Below are 16,843 nucleotides of genomic sequence, written 5' to 3' on the forward strand. Positions count from 1 at the left end.
TCGGAACGGGCGTGCCAACGAGAGGAAACATTATGAGCCGCAAGCCGAAGATCGCCGTGATCATGGACGAAAACACCAGTTCCGGCGGCGACCGCTACGATATCTCGAAGAGTTATTTTTCGGCGATCCATCGCGCCGGTGCCTTCGCTTTCGGTATTCCTTATGCGCCTGACATGGTCGATCATGTCGTCGAGGAGTTCGATGGGTTTCTGAGTGTCGGCGGACGCATCAATTTTCCGCAGGAATGGTATGTGGACCGCGACCGGTCCCAATACCCTCTGTCCGATCGCCTGGCTGTCGATATGGCGCTGATGAAAGGCTTTCTTGAACGCGACAAACCCGTGCTCGGCATCTGCAACGGCATGCAGATGCTCGCCTGCCTGCATGGCTGCCGCATGGTTTCGGATGTTCGCTCTTCATGGCCGGGCGCATTGGACCACGACGGCGGCGATATGCGCCATGACGTGGATATTCCGCGCGGTACCAGGATGGCGGATATTTTTGATGCCGATGCCTTCAGCGTCAACACCTTTCACCGGGAAGCCGTCGTCGGGGTCTCCAGTGCCGTTATCGTCACCGCCCGCGGGACGGACGGCGTTGTCGAGGCGATAGAGGTGCCCTCTTATGCCTTTGCCATGGGCCTGCAGTGGCATCCGGAGCGGCTCGACGGAGAAAGTCACCCCGGCGCCCGGATATTCGACGCATTCGTGAAGGCGGCGGGCCGCTGACGCGCGATTCTTGATGCGAAAGCGTCGTTGCCTGCGTTTGGGCCAAGAGACCCGCCACCTCAGCGTATTTTACGCTTCGAAGCGCTATCGTTCATTCCCACCTTGGCCTGCAGCGCCTTTATCTCCGGTCCGGTGAGATTTCTCGTCTCGCCTTTGGGCAGGTCTCCCAGCTGCAGCGTATCGATCGCCACCCTGACGAGGCGCAGGCACTCGACGCCCAGGCCCTCCAGCATCCTGCGGATCTGCCGGTTACGGCCTTCCCGCAGCTCGATTTCGATCCAGGCATTCTTGTCGCCGGCGCGCAGGGGCCGCACGGCGGCGGCGCGCAACAACTCGCCGTCGCTCATGATGCCTGCCGTCATCCGCTCCAGTTCCGCTACATCGAGGTTTCCGCGGACCTGCACATGGTAAAGCTTCGGTACGTGGGTTTCCGGATCGAGCAGTCGCTGGGCAAACACCGTGTCGTTGGTGAACAACAGCAGCCCTTCGCTCGCCTTGTCGAGACGGCCGACGGCGGAGAGGAAGGGCACGTCGTGCTTGAAGCTGTCGTAAACCGTGGCACGGCCTTCGGGATCGTCGCGTGTGGTGATCAGCCCGCGCGGCTTGTTCATCATGACATAGGCCTTGGCGGATGCGGAGACGTTTTTTCCGTCCACGGCGATCTTGTCGTTCGCCAGGTCGACCCAGGTCGAAGGGTTGGTAACGCGCCGCCCGTTGACCATGACGTTGCCGCCGGTAATCAGTTGCTCGGCCTGTGTGCGCGAACAATAGCCGAGCTTGGACAGCGCGCGGGGCAGCGTAACCCGTAGGCCGGGAGGGGCAGGAAATGATCTGGTCACGATAGGGAGCCGGTTTTTCGGGCGGAGGTCTCGTTGTTGGGATGGGGATTGGTACATGCTGGCCGCCCCGAACGCAAACCGGGTTTTTCCCGCGCGCGGGCCATGAACCGATTTTCGGGCGTCGGCCCCTTCGCTGGAGCAGCCGATGGGCCAAGAAATGGAGACGACGCTGCGGCCTCTCGCCGTGCTTGACAAACCAGGGGAACCGCTTCACTCTGTCGGGATGAATACGTTCTGGGTCTATATCGCGTCCTGCAAGACGCACCGGATTTTCCTCATCGCGGGAATTTGACCCCGGCTCGGCGCTTCGCGCCCCGAGTACGGGGAGTGCCTGAACCCATCCTTACATTTGCAGCTGTCGTTCCCGGCCTCTTGTCGAGGTTAAGGAAATGTATCGTTACTCGAGCAGAACCATGTCCGGTAACCGCAATTTCACGTCTTCCAGCAAAAGAGTCGGGCTCCGACAGCCATTGACAAGCGGGGTCCGCGCGCCTTGACGGAGACGGAGACCATGGGTTTCGAGCGCCACCGGCCGGTTCGTTTTTTTTGTCATGCGGGCTGCCTTATCGCAGGATAGCTGCCCTGGTCGGTCAAGATACCGGCCAGGGGATCTCCAAATCTAAATCACCATTCGGATGCCAGGGTCGCGACAGGCGATCCGGGGAGATTGTCATGCAACGAGAAACCTTTTCCCAATTGACCACCAAGGATGTCGATATCCTGATCACCATGGTCGACCGCTCGCCGGGCGACCCGGCATATCTCCGGCTGCTGCGCAACAAGCTGAATTTCGCCACGATCTATTTCCGTGATGACGTTCCGTCCGATGTCGTCACGTTGAACAGCCGTCTCTGCTACAGCGTCAACGGCAGGCCGCACGGACCACATATCCTGGTGCAGAGCGAAGGCGACGACCTGCCGGCTTTTGCGGTCTCCATCCACACGATGCGCGGCCTTGCCCTCCTGGGTCTCGCCGTAGGCGAGGTGACGACAATCGAATACGCCAACGGACGCCACGAAACGCTTGCGGTGGACGAACTCATGTTCCAGCCGGAGGTCGACCGGCGCCGCGGCGAGCATCCGAGCCTCGATCCGGCCCCGCAGGGCGCGCGGTCCGACGTGGTCTGGTTCCGGCCGAAAAACCAACGCACCTTCGAGCCGGATCATGACGGCGACGGTGACGATCCCGGCCCGCAGGCGGCCTGATGCGGGCCGTGCACCATCTGCAGCGACCGAACGCAGCCGGGGTTGCGTTCGGTGATGCCGCTTGCGCGATCAGATGACGCCGAGTGCGTCCATCGCCTCCGCGACACGAACGAAGCCGGCGATGTTTGCGCCCAGCACGTAATCGCTCGGCGCCCCGAATTCTTCGGCCGTCTCGGCGCATCGATCGTGGATGTTGCGCATGATGGTGGCGAGACGGGTTTCGGTCTGCTCGAACGTCCAGCTGTCGCGGGAGGCGTTCTGCTGCATCTCAAGAGCCGATGTGGCGACGCCGCCGGCATTTGCCGCTTTGCCCGGAGCAAACAGGACGCCGGCCTGCTGGAAGATGCGAACCGCGTCCGGGGTGGAGGGCATATTGGCGCCTTCGCCGACGGCAATGACGCCGTTGCGAACGAGGGTCTTTGCGTCCTTGCCCGTCAGTTCGTTCTGGGTCGCGGACGGCATGGCGATGTCGCAGGGCACATCCCAGATGGAGCCGCCTTCGAAATAACGCGGGCCATTGGGCTTCATCCGCACATATTCCGAAATCCGCTCGCGACCGACCTCCTTGATCTCCTTGACGAGATCGAGATCGATGCCGGCTTCGTCAACGATATAGCCGTTGGAATCCGAGCAGGCGACGATCTTGCCGCCGAATTCGATGATCTTTTCCATCGTGTAGATCGCGACGTTGCCGGACCCCGAGACGACCGTCCGCCGACCTTCGAAGGAGAGCCCCTTGGTGGCCAGCATGCGCTCGACGAAATAGGTGGCGCCGTAGCCGGTGGCTTCCTTGCGGGCGCGCGAGCCGCCGTAGAAAAGCGCCTTGCCTGTCAGAACACCGGCCTCGTAGCGATTGGTCAGGCGCTTGTACTGGCCGAACATGTAGCCGATCTCGCGGCCGCCGACGCCGATGTCGCCGGCCGGAACGTCGGTATATTCACCGAGGTGACGATGCAGTTCGGTCATGAAGGATTGGCAAAAGCGCATGATCTCGCCATCCGAGCGGCCGCGCGGGTTGAAGTCGGAACCGCCCTTGCCGCCGCCGATCGGCATGCCCGTCAATGCGTTCTTGAAGGTCTGCTCGAAGCCGAGGAACTTGATGATGCCGACATTCACCGAGGGATGGAAGCGGATGCCGCCCTTGTAGGGACCAAGCGCCGAATTGAACTGCACGCGGAAACCGCGGTTGATCTGGACTTGCCCCTGGTCGTCGACCCACGGAACCCGGAAGATGATCTGCCGCTCCGGCTCGCAAATGCGCTCGATCAGCGCATTGTCGGCATATTTCGGATGTTTGGCGATCACACGCCCGAGGCTTTCCAGAACCTCCCTGACTGCCTGGTGAAATTCCTGCTCACCGGCATTTCGTCTCAGCACTTCGTTCAGGATGGGTTCTAGCTTTTCATCCACATTGACCAATTTTTCATCTCCAATGAGCTGTATTTGCCCGGCAAGTGGGCACGCCTGGCGGTGATAGCTCAATTGTTGAGCAATCGAAACAGGATTCGATGCGAGATTGGCGATATCTGATTGGATATATGCAGGTTGAAATCGAACGGATGTTCCGCCCGGCGCCGCGAAGGCGGGAGGTGCGCGTTCCCGGGTCGACCTGTCGGGAGGCCCGGCGTGACGGCGTGCCTCAAGGCCTCCGCCGCCAGGAGGATTGTAACGGAAAATTCTCGTGCCGGCTCAAGATAAATTATTTTCATGGATTTGAGGAAGAGCATAAAGAACCGTCCATCAGGATTTCATTGCACGGTCGATGCAACAAAAAAATTCGATAAATCTGTGTTGTGAGTATCCTCGTTCAAGAAAATTATTTACAAAAATGCTCGATCTGCTAGAAGGTCTTCGAAGCCGCAACGGCATTCCACCCCGCTTGAAGGGGTGCGGGGAAAACAATCAGACGGGATGGAAATCATGGCGTTCGTCACAATGGGGCCGATGCTCAAGCGTGCGCAGGCTGCCCGCTACGGCATCGCCGCCTTCAATATGATCGACTACAACAGCGCCCGCTCGATCATCGAGGGCGCGGCCGATCTTCAGGCGCCGATCATCGTCCAGGTGTCCGTCAAGACGATCAAGCACTGGGGTTACAAGCCGATCGCCACATGGGTGCGGATGATGGCCGAGGATGTCGACGTGCCGGTGGCGCTGCATCTCGACCATTGCAGCGATGCCGATGTCATCCGTCGCTGCATCGATGCCGGCTGGTCCTCGGTGATGTTCGACGGTTCCTCCCTGCCGTTTGCCGAAAACAAGGCCCGTTCCGAAGAAATCTATGCCATGACGGAGGCGGCAGGCGTCGGCCTGGAAGCCGAGATCGGCGCGATCGGCGGTGTCGAGGACGATAAGTTCGTTGCCGAGGATTCGGCGATCCTTGCCGATTACGACGAGTGCCTGGCTTTCGTGAAGAACATGCCCAATCTCGCCGTCTTCGCCCCGGCCATCGGCACGGCGCACGGTTTCTACAAGGGCCAGCCGAAGATCGCCTACGGCCTGCTTGAAAAGATCACCGCGGCGATCCCGATCCCGATCGCCCTGCATGGCGGCACCGGCCTCAGCCAGGAACAGTTCGACCGCTGCATTGCCGCAGGGTGCGCCAAGGTCAATATCTCCACCATGCACAAGCATCGCTTCATCGAAGGATTTATTGCCGTGCGCACGGAAAAGCCGAAGCTGGAGGAGCCCCTGCCGTTCATCACCGGCCAGTACGAGGCGATGAAGAAGGACGTGCTCGATATGATTCGCGCCTTCGGCTCCGCCGGCAAGGCTGCGCATGCCGCGGGAAGGGAGGGCTGAGCGATGATGCAGGCCCTTATCTTCGATTGCGACGGCGTGCTGGTCGATACCGAGCGCGACGGCCATCGGGTTGCCTTCAACCGGGCTTTTGCCGAACTCGGCATCGATTGCGAATGGAGTGTCGAACGTTACGGCGAATTGCTGCTCACCGCGGGCGGCAAGGAGCGCATGGTTCGTCATTTCAACGAAACCGGCTGGCCGGCCGGTCATCCGGATCATGACGCGCTGATCGCCTCCATTCACAAACTCAAGACCGGGATTTTCATGCGGCTGATCGGCGAGGGCAGCCTGCCGCTCCGGCCGGGCATCGCCCGCATCGTCGAAGAGGCGATCGCCGAGGGGATCGTGCTTGCGGTCTGCTCGACGTCCAACGAGAAGGCCGTGCAGGCGGTTGTCGACGGCATGCTCGGACCACAGCGTTCGAAGAAGATTACGGTGTTTGCCGGCGATATCGTCGCGAAAAAGAAACCGGCGCCGGATATCTACACGTTGGCCGCGACCCAATTGCGGTTGGCCCCGGCGCAATGCATGGTCATCGAGGACAGCAACAACGGCCTGCGCGCCGCCAAGGCGGCAGGCATGCGCTGCATTGTCACGATATCGTCCTATACCGGCGAAGAGGATTTTTCGCTGGCGGACCGGGTCGTCCCCGATCTCGATGGAGGCAACGTCGATATTCCTGCCTGCCGGGTTGTGATCGAAGGCTCGGCAGCGGCCTGATATCGGTCGCTTCCTCCCCATCTTGTCCTTATCAATGCGCTCCACTTCGTGTTGCGCGCCGATTGCGGCTGCAAGCATGCCGCGGTGACGGTCATCAGTTCTCGGGCGTGCCTTTTCCCCTGTGTCGGTAATGTTTTTCCAGCGCCTCGCCGGTGGACTGCAGCGCTTTGGCGGATTTCTCTCCGACACGGAACAGGGTTCCGACATAGAGAATGTCGATCAGGAACAACTGGCTGACGCGACCTTCCAAAAAGTCTCCGTGCAGGGGCACAAGTTGCTGGCCGGCGCTCCAGGTGGTCAGCACCACGTCCGCCGCCTTGGCGACGTCGGAGGCGGTGCTGCTGGTAATGGCGATGGCGGTGGCGCCTGTCCCGCGCGCCAGGAGCAGCGCGTCGGCGACGGTTTCGGTTGTGCCGGTATGGGAAATGCCGACCATGACATCGTCCGGCTTCAGTGTCGCCGCGACGATGGTCTGCGTATAGCCGTCGCGATAGCTCGTCGCATCGAAGCCGGCCTTCATGAACATGTGGGCCGCCTCGTCACAAATGGCAGCGGCACCGCCCACGCCGACGAAGATGATCCGGCGCGCCTTTCGCAGCGCTTCGACGGCGAGCTCGAGCCGGTGGGCATCGAGCATGCGCTGCGTTCCGTCCGTCCCGGCGATCAGCAGGTTGGCGAGCTTGCTGCTGATGGTGATCAGCGAATCGCCGTCCTCGATCTCCAGCGGCAGGTTGACGAAGCTCGAGCGGCTGCGGGTGCCCTCGGCGAGCGACAGCTTCATGTCGGGATAACCGTCATATCCCAGCGCACGGCTGACGCGGCTGATCGTTGCCTCGCTCACGCCCAGCGTGCGGCCGAGTTCGGTGATCGAGGAGTCGAGCCGGCGGCCGGCATTGTTGCGCAGGAAGTCCGCGACGATGCGTTCCGATTTGCGCAACGTTCCGTATCGCTCCTGTATCCTCTCCAGGAGATCGCTTTGCTTTAAATCCGCGAGAGGCCGAACGTCCGCCATTGACTGATCCATATTGGAATGCGGCCGCTCATTGCGACCGTCGTCCCTCGTACCACTTCCGCAAAAGGAAGAAAAGTTTACTCGCCAAACTTAGCGGCAATCGAGCGTTCCGGAATTTATCTCTTCAGGCCATTTTCCCAAGCTTCTCGACCATTCCGCGGTGACCGAACAAGAATATGTAAGAAATTTTCATTGTTTTCGATAGATGACACCGTCTGCGTGGCGTCGACGGCAATTTCCATGCGTCCTGAAAATGATGTTCAGGCGGAGGCATCCAGAAATTTCATTAGATTTCAAATGATTGCAGTCATTTATGAAAATAGTTTTGGTGATTGTGCTGCCGCATTGGGAAAACAGGCATTCTTGAAGAAAATTTTCTCGACAGGTTGTGGGCGCAATGCTAGGAATTTCCCATCGAAAAAAACGAATGTTTTGGGGAGAGACAATCCATGTCAGCGCAGACCCACAAGGCAAATGCTCCTTCGCGGGAACTTCTGGAAAAACTTTTCAGAACTGCCTATAAGATCCGCGTCTTCGAGACCGAGGGCATCAAGCTTTATCGGCAGGGCCTGATCCGCGGCTACTTTCATCCCTATCTCGGGCAGGAAGGGATCGCCACCGGCGTTTGCGCGGCCTTGAAGGAAGGCGACTACATCGCCTCGACGCATCGTGGACACGGCCACTGCATTGCCTGGGGCGCCGACGTCAACCGCATGGTCGCCGAATTGCTGCAGAAGGAGAGCGGTTATTGCCGCGGTTACGGCGGCTCGATGCACATCGCCGATATCAGCGTCGGCAACCTCGGCGCCAACGGCATCGTCGGTGCCGGCACGCCGCTCGGCGTCGGTGCGGCGCTGGCGGCGCAGATCAAGGGATCGGACGCGGTCACGGTGACCTTTACCACCGATGGCGCTTCCAACAACGGCACGTTCCTGGAATCGCTGAACCTTGCTGCGATCTGGAACCTCGCCTTCGTCCTCGTCATCGAAAACAACCAGTATGCGGTTTCGACCCGCATTGAGGAATCGACCCGCGAGGTCGATCTCTACAAGCGCGGCCTCAGCATCGGTGTCGAAAGCTACCAGGTCGACGGCAACGATCCGCTCGCCGTCTACAACCTGACGCAGGAAGCCGTCGAGAAATGCCGGCGCGGCGAGGGGCCGATCCTCATCGAAGCGAAAACCTACCGCCACATGGGCCACCACGTGAACGACCCCGGCAAATACATGCCGGCCGAAAAGCTGGCCTACTACAAGGACCGCGATCCGGTCGATCGCGCCCGCAATGCGCTCGTCGAGATGGCAGGCATCGACGCCACCGAAATCGAAGCGATCGAGAACGAGATCAAGCAGGAGTTCGAAGCAGCCGTCGAATTCTCGAAGGCGAGCCGTGAGATTTCGATCTCCGAGTTCCACGACTTCGTCGCAGCCTATTGATCACGTTGGGGGAGAATTGAAAATGGCCAGAGAAATCATGTACCGCGACGCTCTACGCGAGGCGATCGACGAAGAAATGGCGCGCGACAAGACCGTCTTCATCATCGGCGAAGGCATCGCCGAACGCGGCGGCTCCTACAAGGTGACGGAAGGGCTTCTCGATAAATACGGCCCGAAGCGTGTCCGTGATACGCCGATTGCCGAAGCCGGCATGATCGGCGTCGGCGTCGGCGCGGCCATCGCCGGTGCCCGTCCGATCGTAGAAATCCTCTACATCGACTTTGCCATGCTCGGCATGGACATGATCGTCAACCAGGCGGCAAAATTCCGGCTGATGACAGGCGGTGACGGGCGCGTGCCCTTCATCATGCGTACGCAGGGCGGCACGGGCGGCGGCGTTGCGGCGCAGCATTCGCAGAGCCTGGAGGCGATGTTCTACCACATTCCCGGCCTGAAGGTGGTGATGCCTTCGACGCCATCGGATGCCAAGGGCCTGCTGAAATACGCGCTTCGCCAGCCCGATCCGGTGATGTTCCTGGAGCACAAGCATCTCTACATGACCAAGGGCATGGTGCCGGACGGCGAACACATCATCGCGTTCGGCAAGGGCGACATCAAGCGGCCCGGCAAGGACGTGACGGTGATCGCCTGGTCGAACATGGTGCCGCGCACGCTGGAAGCGGCCGAAAAGCTGGCGGCCGAAGGCATCGAGGTCGAGGTCATCGATCCGCGCACGCTGGTTCCGCTCGACAAGGAAATGATCCTCACCTCGGTCGCCAAGACGAACCGGGCGGTGATCGTCCAGGAAGCCGTGCGCCGCGGCGGCGTCGCCTCCGACATCGCCTCGATCATCCAGGAGGAAGCTTTTTACCATCTCGACGCGCCGATCGAGATCGTTGCCGGCCTGAACATTCCGATCCCGTTCAACCTGGAGCTGGAAAAGGCGAGCGTGCCGCAGGTCGACGATATCGTCGCCGCCGTCAAGCGTTCGCTGCATGCCAAGCCCGTCGCGATCGCTGCCGAATAACCCCGGACAGATATGGAGCACGACAATGGCACTGCATGTCCTGGAAAAACTGGCGGCCACCAATCCGCAATGCGAGATCTGGTGGGATTCCTCGCCGCTCGTCTATGAAAGCTGGAAACAATCCGTTCTCAAGTCCGCGCCGGCGGAAAAGCAGGCGGATTGGGCCGCACAGCTGACGCGCCTCTTCGATCCCGACCATGCCGAAAAGACCGGTGAGATGGGTTTTCGCGGCGTGACCACCAATCCTCCGCTGTCCGCGCAGGCCATCCAGGCCGATCCGGCCTTCTGGACGGAAGAGATCCGCCGCATCGCCGCCGAGCGCAATGTCGACGATATCGAGGATATCTACTGGACGGTTTATCTCGACGTCGTCCGGCGCGGCGCGGCGATGATCCGCAAGGTCTTCGACAGGTCCGGCGGCAAGTATGGCTACCTCTCCGGTCAGGTCGATCCCCGCTTCGTCACCGACAGGGCACGCATGCTGGAGCAGGGGCTTCAGCTCGCGGCAATCGCGCCGAATGTCATGGTGAAGATCCCGGGATCGAAGGAAGGTTACGAAGTCATCGAGGAACTGACCGCAAGGGGCATTTCCACCAACAACACCACCTCCTTCACCGTGTCGCAATATGTCGCCTGCATGAACGCCGTCTCGCGCGGTCTCGACCGGGCGAAGGCTGAGGGCATCGATCTGTCGACATGGCGCTCGGTCATCACCCACATGTCGTCCCGGCTCGGCAATATCGGCGACCTCAAGGCCCAGGCCGAAGCGCGCGGCATCGCGCTCTCGCCGGAGGATATCGTTCATGGCGAAATGGCGGTGCTGAAGCGGGCCTATCGCTACGGCAAGAAGCGCAATCATCCGAGCAAGATGCTGCAATGCTCCATGCGTGTTGCGGACGAAGGGCCGGGCGGTTCGGCGTCAAGCTGGCATATCGCCAAGATCGCCGGCGGCGACTTTGTATATACATGCCCGCCTGGCTATATCGCCCAGCTGATGCAGGCCGAGGACCGGCTGCCGGAATTCGACCCGAAGGCGATCGACGAGGATGCGCCGGCGGAGGTGATCGAGAAGCTGATGCGCATTCCCTATTTTCGTCAGGCCTATGAATTTAACGGCATGAAGCCGGAAGAGTTTTCCTACTTCGGTGCCTTTGCCGCAACGGCGGCCGAATTCGCCGCCGCCACCCGGCGGACGGTCGATTTCGTCGCCCAATCCGTCGAAACCCTGCGCCGCCGCGTGGCTTGAGGAGAACCGTCATGGCACGTCCCATTCTTATGCCGCAGGTCGGTCAGGATCTGACCGAAGGCAAGGTCACGGCGATCCTCGTCAAGCCTGGCGACAAGGTGAAAAAAGGCGACATCGTCGCCGAAGTTGAATCGGAAAAGGCCGTCTTCGAGGTCGAGGCCTTCGAAACCGGCACGATCCTGGACATCCGCTACAAGGTCGGCGACACGGCCGTCGTCCTCGAACCGTTGATGATGGTGGGCGAGGAAGGCGAAAAACTGGAGGCCGTGCCGGCTCCTGCAGCCGAGGCATTTTCCGGCGAGGATGCGCAGGCCATCGTCGAGACTGCCAGGGAGCCCATCGCTTCTCCGGCCGTCGAAACCGCGCATGTGACGGAAACCGCCTATCTCAAGACCGGCACGGGGGGCTCGTCTCCACTGGCCCGACGCCTCGCCGTCAGTGCCGGGCTGGATATCGCCGCCATTCCGGGCACCGGCCCGAAGGGCGCCGTGGTCAAGCAGGACGTCATCGCCTACCAGCGCAGCCGCTCGGCGGAAACGGCTTCGGTCGTCGCGTTCCGGGGCAGCGCGAGCCAGCCCTCTTCGGCAGCCGGATCCGGCGTGCTCAAGACATTGCAATCGGGCACGGGCGATCCCGTCCTGTTCATCCACGGCTTCGGCGGTGAATTGTCGGCGTGGCGGCCGTTCCTGTCGCATCTCGGCATCACCAATCCGATCATCGCCATCGACCTGCCGGCGCATGGCGCGGCGGCCGGAGCGGCGGCGGATAGTTTCGACGACCTGGTCGGCGCCGTACGCAACACGCTTCGCACACAGGACATCGGCCGGCTGCATCTCGTCGGCCATTCGCTGGGCGCGGCCGTTGCGACCGCCATAGCCGGCGGCGGGGATCTCGATGTGCGCTCATTGACGCTGATCGCGCCGGCCGGCCTCGGCCCCAAGATCAACGGCGATTATTTCGCCGGTTTCCTGTCGTCCGCCAGTGAAACGGTGTTGAAGGCCTGGCTCGATCTCCTGGTCCACGATCCGGCGGATCTGCCGGGCGTGCTGGTCCGCGCAACGCTTGCCGGCCGCGAAGGCACCGCCATGGCGCAGAACCAGGCGCGACTCGCGGCGGGCATCGTCTCCGGGAACACCCAGCTCTTCTCGGTGCGCGATGCGCTCGGTCGCTTCGGTGGACCGGCCCGTATCATCGTCGGCCGCGAAGACCGCATCGTGCCGCCCGATCAGGCCGAGGCCGTGCCGCCGCATGTGGCCCTGCACCGCCTTGCCCAGGTCGGCCACCTGCCGCAACTCGAAGCCGCGCCGCTCGTCGGGCGGCTGGTCGCCCAAACGATCCGAAGCGCCGGCTGAGCGCTTCACCTCCCGGCCGTGCCACGCGTCGCCCTGGCGCGTGGCCGGTGCCGGCGCAACCCGATTTCCCGAATTGCATGAAAGGACCGCCGGATGTCGGCTTATGATGTCATCGTCATCGGGGCAGGACCCGGCGGTTATGTCGCGGCGATCCGGGCGGCGCAGCTTGGCCTGCGCGCGGCAATCGTTGAACGCAGCCATCTCGGCGGTATCTGCCTCAACTGGGGCTGCATCCCGACGAAATCGCTGTTGCATTCGGCGGAAATCCTCGACCATGCCCGCCATTCGGCCACCTTCGGCATCGCGGCGGGACAGCCGGTTATCAATATGCCGGCGATCGTCGCCCGCTCGCGCAGTGTCGCAGGCCAGCTCAATGCCGGCGTGCAGTTCCTGCTGCGCAAGAACAAGGTGGACGTGATCTGGGGCACGGCGGAAATCCCGGAGCCTGGCCGCGTCACGGTTTCTGCGGCGGTGTCGGAGGCGCCGAAAGGCACGCTGCCGCCCGGTGATTACAGCGCCTCCCACATCGTCATCGCCACAGGCGCCAGCGAGCGCCGCCTTCCGGGCCTCATCCCGGACGGAAAGCACATCTGGTCTTATCACCATGCCATGATGGCGGATGCCGTTCCGGCATCGCTTGCCATCGTCGGGGCCGGTGCGATCGGCGTCGAATTCGCCAGCCTCTACAATGCCCTTGGCGCCAAGGTGACGCTGATCGAGCGCCTGCCGCGTATTCTGCCGCAGGAGGACGCGGAAATCGCCGAGCAGATGAGCAAGGCGTTGCGCAAGCGTGGCATCGAGATCGTTACCGGGGCCGAAATCGCCGCTACGTCCACCGATGCCGGCCGCGTGCTGGTCGATCTCACCGAAGCAGAAGGAACCTCGCGAAAAATCGAGGCCGAAAAACTGCTCTCCGCCGCCGGCGTCGTCGCCAATGTCGGCGGCCTCGGCCTGGAAAGGCTGGGTGTGGCGTTCCGCAACGGCGCCATCGCGACGGACAGGCTCGGCTGTACCAATGTCCCCGGCCTTTACGCCATCGGCGATGTCGCCGGCCCACCGATGCTTGCCCACAAGGCCGAGCATGAAGGCGTGCGCTGCGTCGAGGCGATTGCCGGGCGGGCGGTGACTGGCGGCCTCGGCCCGGTGCCGTCCTGCATCTTCGCCACGCCGCAGGTCGCCTCGATCGGCCTGAGCGAGCAAGCGGCTGTCGACGCCGGGCGGGTGGTCGATATCGGCCGCTTCAGTTTCCGCGGCAACGGCAAGGCGGTGACGCTGGGCGAAACGGAGGGCTGGGTGAAAGTGCTTTTCGAGCGCACCGGCGGCAAGCTGGTCGGTGCCCATATGATCGGTCCTTCGGTCAGCGAACTGGTGCCGGTGTTTTCGCTCGCCATGACGCTCGGCGCCACGCGCGAACATCTCGTCCACACGATCTTTCCGCATCCGACACTGTCCGAAGCGCTGCATGAGGCTGTGCTGGCTTCCGAAGCCGGCGCGATTCACGGCTAGTACAATTCCCGGAAAAGTGCGAAGCGGTTTGCTGGAATTGCGCAACCTCAACACGGTGGCGCGGTTTCGCGATTCGGAGAAACGCGGAACTGCCCTGGGAGACCGACATGAACCAAAAACCAACCGCGACGATCGGTACGATCGTCTTCGATCTCGACGGCACGCTGGTCGATAGTGTCCCTGATCTTGCCGGCGCGCTCGATACGCTGATGGCGGAAAAAGGGCTGGATGCTATCGGCACCGAGACGGCGAGGCGACTGATCGGCCACGGCATTCCCAATCTGGTCCGCAGCGCGCTTGCCGAGCGCGGGGTCGCCTGGGACGAGGAGGGCGGCAAGGCCGCCGTCCAGCGGTTTACGGAGATTTATGGCGCCCGCGTCTCGCAGGAGACGCGGCCCTATGCCGGCGTGGTGCCGGTGCTGGAAAAGCTTTTGGCCGAAGGCTGGCGCATGGGTGTGTGCACCAACAAGATGGAGCGCTTCGCCCGCCTCATCGTCGAGGATCTCGACCTCGGGCGTTTCTTCGCGATCGTGGCCGGGCCGGACACGTTCAAGGTCGGTAAGCCCGATCCGCGACACCTGACGGAAACGGCGCGGGTCGCCGGCGGCGGCGAACCGATCATCTATGTCGGCGATTCCGAGGTCGATATCGCCACCGGCAAGGCGGCCGGCGTGCCGGTGATCGCGCTCACCTACGGTTACACCAAGACGCCGCTGGACGGGCTCGGGGCCGACCGGCTGATCGACAGCTTTTCGGAACTGCCGGCCGCGCTCGCTTCGGTTCTGGCGAAGGCCGGATCGGATGTCACCCCGTCGTAACCCGACGCGTCGCCTTTCGGACAACGGCTGAGGCCGGGCGGTGCCGATGTCGAAGACAGCGGTACCCGCTTCCGGCCGCATAGGCCAATGAGCAGCCCTTTGCGCCCTGGTCCTGCATCTCGTTTGCATCGGATTTCTGGTGGAGGATGACCCCGCGCAATGAGAGCGTGTGTCTGTTGGCAATTTCCACCGTGGGACAGGTGTCCTGTGACTGGCCGCGAAAGATATCGCCAGGACGGCCTACAAAACTGAATTATATGGAAATTTTCTTCAAGATTTGAAAACTCAACAAAAAAGCGGACTTAAAATGCGAAATTGCGTTCTGTTCACTCCTGTTTTCGGCGCGAAGCCGGGAGAAAAAGAATCTCTCCGGAATTTGAAGAAAATAATTTACAAAACATTTTCGCGCGCATAAGTTTCCATTGCGTCCAGATGAGATGACGCTCGACCTCGTTGCCGGAGAGGAGCCGGCTCCAGGCCGCTTTGGAGGGTGGCTGCGCCTTCGCAGCTTTTTGGGAGAGAGATATGTTTCACAGGCCGAAGAATGCCTTATACAAACGCGTGACCCGTCGCCGGTTCCTGGAGCTTGGCGGCATCGGTGCCACGATGCTCGGCACCGGTTCGCTGGCGATTGGTTTGAATTCGACGATCATGAGCACGCGCGTCCAGGCCGCATCCTCGGACGATGCGAAATGGAAACAGTTCGCCGGCTCGAAGCTGACGTTCCTGTCGGAAAATACCCCGCCGTCTTTCGCGATCCGCGATAACATCAAGGCCTTTTATGACCTCACCGGCATCGAGGTCGAGGTTCTGACCGACGACCTGCCGGTCGTGCAGCAGAAGGCGGGTATCGACCTGCGTTCCGGCAAGTCCGACTACATCCTGAACTACGTGCAGGACAAGCCGATCGGCGCGCCGTTCGCCGATTTTTATGCCGATCTCACGCCGATGTTCGGCGATGACGCCCTGCCTCAGGATCCGGACGGTTACGGCGACGGCGCCTGGGTCGAAAACTTCCTGAACGCCTGCGGTCGCTTCTACAGCAAGGACAAGGTCATCGCCCTGCCGTACGACGCGGCGATCCCGGTCACTTTCTACCGCCAGGACCTGTTCGAGCAGCATTCGAAGAGTTTCGAAGCCGAATATGGCTACCGGATGGAATTCACCAAGGATACCACCTGGAAGAACGTCCTCGACTACGCCACCTTCTTCAAGAAGCTGAAGGAAGGCGGCGCCGACGTGCCCTACGGTTACGCCCAGCACCAGGGGTCGTTCGCCTGGACGACGCAGTTGGACATCCAGCGCCTGTTGTTCTCGCACGGCCGCTGGACCGATTTCGACATCGACGACAAGCTGGGCTCCAAGGAGCCGGGCAAGACCAAGTGGGGCGACGAACAGTCCGTGCTGATGCTGGAGAAGTTCAAGGCACTCGCCGACGTCTCTCACCCGGACAACCTGGCGAACGGCACGCTGGAGCTGAACACTGTCTATCAGTCCGGCAACATCGCCATGCAGGTGCAGTATCACGAGTTCGCGGCCTCCGTCGAAGACGAAAAGACATCGCGTGCGGCCGGCGGCAAGACGGCCTATGCCGTTTGCCCGAAGGGCGAGGCGAGCTGGATCAAGAATGGCGGCGAGTCCGTCAACGGCACGAACTGCGGCATCGGCGGCATCGGCATTAACAAGAATGCTTCCGAGCAGGTCCAGCGTGCAGCTTACCTCTTCGCCATCTGGTCGACGTCGAGGCAGTTGCAGTTCGACGTTCTCAAGGGTCTCGGCGGCACGCCGACCCGCCAGTCGGTGCTCGACATGCCTGAAGTCAAGGAAGCGCAGAAGCGTCCGAGCAAGATGCCGAACGCGCTCACCTTCGAAGCCGCTTATGGCGTCGGCATCCAGGACCCGAATTTCGTGCTCGGTCCGAAGATCCCTGAAGCCAACGAGTATCATTCGCTGATCGCGTCCGAAACGCAGCGCATGCTGTCCGGCGAAATGTCGCCGGAAGAAACGGCAAAATCGCTGCAGACGCAAATCGACGAGCTGAACGGCGCCTGACCCGTTTGCGACGATCACCGGCCGGCAGCAGCGCCAGCGCTGCTGCCGGCCCTTGCCACCCCTGACGGCTTTGTTCTGGCGCCAGCAGACAAAGCGCCG

The 16,843-nt window shown here is 61.7% G+C and carries 14 protein-coding genes; 11 read left to right on the plus strand and 3 right to left on the minus strand.

The window, feature by feature from the left end; translation table 11 throughout:
* Positions 1-32 precede the first annotated feature (32 nt).
* The gene (locus tag DEM27_RS19515; RefSeq protein WP_109459925.1) at positions 33-728 is read left to right on the plus strand and encodes a gamma-glutamyl-gamma-aminobutyrate hydrolase family protein; all 696 of its coding nucleotides are present in this window, start codon (positions 33-35) and stop codon (positions 726-728) included.
* Positions 729-787: 59 nt separating this feature from the next.
* On the opposite strand, the gene DEM27_RS19520 is transcribed toward DEM27_RS19515, so the two are convergent.
* The gene (locus DEM27_RS19520; RefSeq protein ID WP_109459926.1) at positions 788-1,624 is read right to left on the minus strand and encodes a pseudouridine synthase; all 837 of its coding nucleotides are present in this window, start codon (positions 1,622-1,624) and stop codon (positions 788-790) included.
* Positions 1,625-2,239: 615 nt separating this feature from the next.
* Here DEM27_RS19520 and DEM27_RS19525 point away from each other — a divergent pair.
* A complete protein-coding gene (locus DEM27_RS19525) occupies positions 2,240-2,773 on the plus strand; it encodes a GreA/GreB family elongation factor (RefSeq protein ID WP_109459927.1) in 534 nt (177 codons plus the stop codon).
* A 69-nt stretch (positions 2,774-2,842) separates the two neighbouring features.
* Here the strand turns inward: DEM27_RS19525 and gdhA are convergent, their stop codons facing one another.
* The gene (gene gdhA, locus DEM27_RS19530; RefSeq protein ID WP_109459928.1) at positions 2,843-4,192 is read right to left on the minus strand and encodes an NADP-specific glutamate dehydrogenase; all 1,350 of its coding nucleotides are present in this window, start codon (positions 4,190-4,192) and stop codon (positions 2,843-2,845) included.
* Positions 4,193-4,693: 501 nt separating this feature from the next.
* On the opposite strand from gdhA, the gene DEM27_RS19535 reads away from it, so the two are divergent.
* A complete protein-coding gene (locus DEM27_RS19535; RefSeq protein WP_165823493.1) occupies positions 4,694-5,575 on the plus strand; it encodes a class II fructose-bisphosphate aldolase in 882 nt (293 codons plus the stop codon).
* A gap of 3 nt (positions 5,576-5,578) precedes the next feature.
* The gene (locus tag DEM27_RS19540; protein WP_205908928.1) at positions 5,579-6,295 is read left to right on the plus strand and encodes an HAD-IA family hydrolase; all 717 of its coding nucleotides are present in this window, start codon (positions 5,579-5,581) and stop codon (positions 6,293-6,295) included.
* 94 nt (positions 6,296-6,389) lie between these two features.
* On the opposite strand, the gene DEM27_RS19545 is transcribed toward DEM27_RS19540, so the two are convergent.
* Positions 6,390-7,319: a MurR/RpiR family transcriptional regulator gene (locus DEM27_RS19545; RefSeq protein ID WP_109459930.1), complete on the minus strand. Its 930-nt coding sequence runs from the start codon at positions 7,317-7,319 to the stop codon at positions 6,390-6,392.
* Between the two features lie 437 nt (positions 7,320-7,756).
* Here DEM27_RS19545 and DEM27_RS19550 point away from each other — a divergent pair, with 437 nt between their 5' ends.
* From DEM27_RS19550 to DEM27_RS19580, 7 genes are all read left to right on the plus strand, one after another.
* On the plus strand, positions 7,757-8,743 hold the full coding sequence (locus DEM27_RS19550; RefSeq protein WP_109459931.1) for a thiamine pyrophosphate-dependent dehydrogenase E1 component subunit alpha: 987 nt from the start codon (positions 7,757-7,759) through the stop codon (positions 8,741-8,743).
* Positions 8,744-8,765: 22 nt separating this feature from the next.
* The gene (locus DEM27_RS19555) at positions 8,766-9,770 is read left to right on the plus strand and encodes an alpha-ketoacid dehydrogenase subunit beta (RefSeq protein WP_205908929.1); all 1,005 of its coding nucleotides are present in this window, start codon (positions 8,766-8,768) and stop codon (positions 9,768-9,770) included.
* Between the two features lie 25 nt (positions 9,771-9,795).
* Complete coding sequence (locus tag DEM27_RS19560) at positions 9,796-11,016, plus strand: transaldolase family protein (protein ID WP_165823495.1); 1,221 nt, start codon at positions 9,796-9,798, stop codon at positions 11,014-11,016.
* 11 nt (positions 11,017-11,027) lie between these two features.
* The gene (locus DEM27_RS19565) at positions 11,028-12,368 is read left to right on the plus strand and encodes an acetoin dehydrogenase dihydrolipoyllysine-residue acetyltransferase subunit (protein ID WP_109459934.1); all 1,341 of its coding nucleotides are present in this window, start codon (positions 11,028-11,030) and stop codon (positions 12,366-12,368) included.
* Between the two features lie 93 nt (positions 12,369-12,461).
* Positions 12,462-13,874, plus strand: coding sequence for a dihydrolipoyl dehydrogenase (gene lpdA, locus DEM27_RS19570; RefSeq protein WP_109459935.1), 1,413 nt, complete (start codon positions 12,462-12,464; stop codon positions 13,872-13,874).
* A gap of 107 nt (positions 13,875-13,981) precedes the next feature.
* Positions 13,982-14,692, plus strand: a complete 711-nt coding sequence (gph, locus tag DEM27_RS19575) for a phosphoglycolate phosphatase (protein WP_109459936.1) — start codon at positions 13,982-13,984, stop codon at positions 14,690-14,692.
* A 525-nt stretch (positions 14,693-15,217) separates the two neighbouring features.
* Complete coding sequence (locus DEM27_RS19580) at positions 15,218-16,744, plus strand: extracellular solute-binding protein (protein WP_109459937.1); 1,527 nt, start codon at positions 15,218-15,220, stop codon at positions 16,742-16,744.
* Positions 16,745-16,843 lie beyond the last annotated feature (99 nt).

Origin of the sequence: Rhizobium album (assembly GCF_003122325.1) — a bacterium.
In the GTDB taxonomy this organism is placed as follows: domain Bacteria; phylum Pseudomonadota; class Alphaproteobacteria; order Rhizobiales; family Rhizobiaceae; genus Metarhizobium; species Metarhizobium album.

What these genes read in the sequence shown, in the direction of transcription:
- DEM27_RS19555 (WP_205908929.1), top strand. Translation starts at nt 8,766, where the DNA reads ATGGCCAGAGAAATCATGTACCGCGACGCTCTACGCGAGGCGATCGAC.
- lpdA (WP_109459935.1), top strand. Translation starts at nt 12,462, where the DNA reads ATGTCGGCTTATGATGTCATCGTCATCGGGGCAGGACCCGGCGGTTAT.
- DEM27_RS19525 (WP_109459927.1), top strand. Translation starts at nt 2,240, where the DNA reads ATGCAACGAGAAACCTTTTCCCAATTGACCACCAAGGATGTCGATATC.
- DEM27_RS19580 (WP_109459937.1), top strand. Translation starts at nt 15,218, where the DNA reads ATGTTTCACAGGCCGAAGAATGCCTTATACAAACGCGTGACCCGTCGC.
- DEM27_RS19545 (WP_109459930.1), bottom strand. Translation starts at nt 7,319, where the DNA reads ATGGATCAGTCAATGGCGGACGTTCGGCCTCTCGCGGATTTAAAGCAA.
- DEM27_RS19515 (WP_109459925.1), top strand. Translation starts at nt 33, where the DNA reads ATGAGCCGCAAGCCGAAGATCGCCGTGATCATGGACGAAAACACCAGT.
- DEM27_RS19560 (WP_165823495.1), top strand. Translation starts at nt 9,796, where the DNA reads ATGGCACTGCATGTCCTGGAAAAACTGGCGGCCACCAATCCGCAATGC.
- gph (WP_109459936.1), top strand. Translation starts at nt 13,982, where the DNA reads ATGAACCAAAAACCAACCGCGACGATCGGTACGATCGTCTTCGATCTC.
- DEM27_RS19535 (WP_165823493.1), top strand. Translation starts at nt 4,694, where the DNA reads ATGGCGTTCGTCACAATGGGGCCGATGCTCAAGCGTGCGCAGGCTGCC.
- DEM27_RS19520 (WP_109459926.1), bottom strand. Translation starts at nt 1,624, where the DNA reads ATGTACCAATCCCCATCCCAACAACGAGACCTCCGCCCGAAAAACCGG.
- DEM27_RS19565 (WP_109459934.1), top strand. Translation starts at nt 11,028, where the DNA reads ATGGCACGTCCCATTCTTATGCCGCAGGTCGGTCAGGATCTGACCGAA.
- DEM27_RS19540 (WP_205908928.1), top strand. Translation starts at nt 5,579, where the DNA reads ATGATGCAGGCCCTTATCTTCGATTGCGACGGCGTGCTGGTCGATACC.
- DEM27_RS19550 (WP_109459931.1), top strand. Translation starts at nt 7,757, where the DNA reads ATGTCAGCGCAGACCCACAAGGCAAATGCTCCTTCGCGGGAACTTCTG.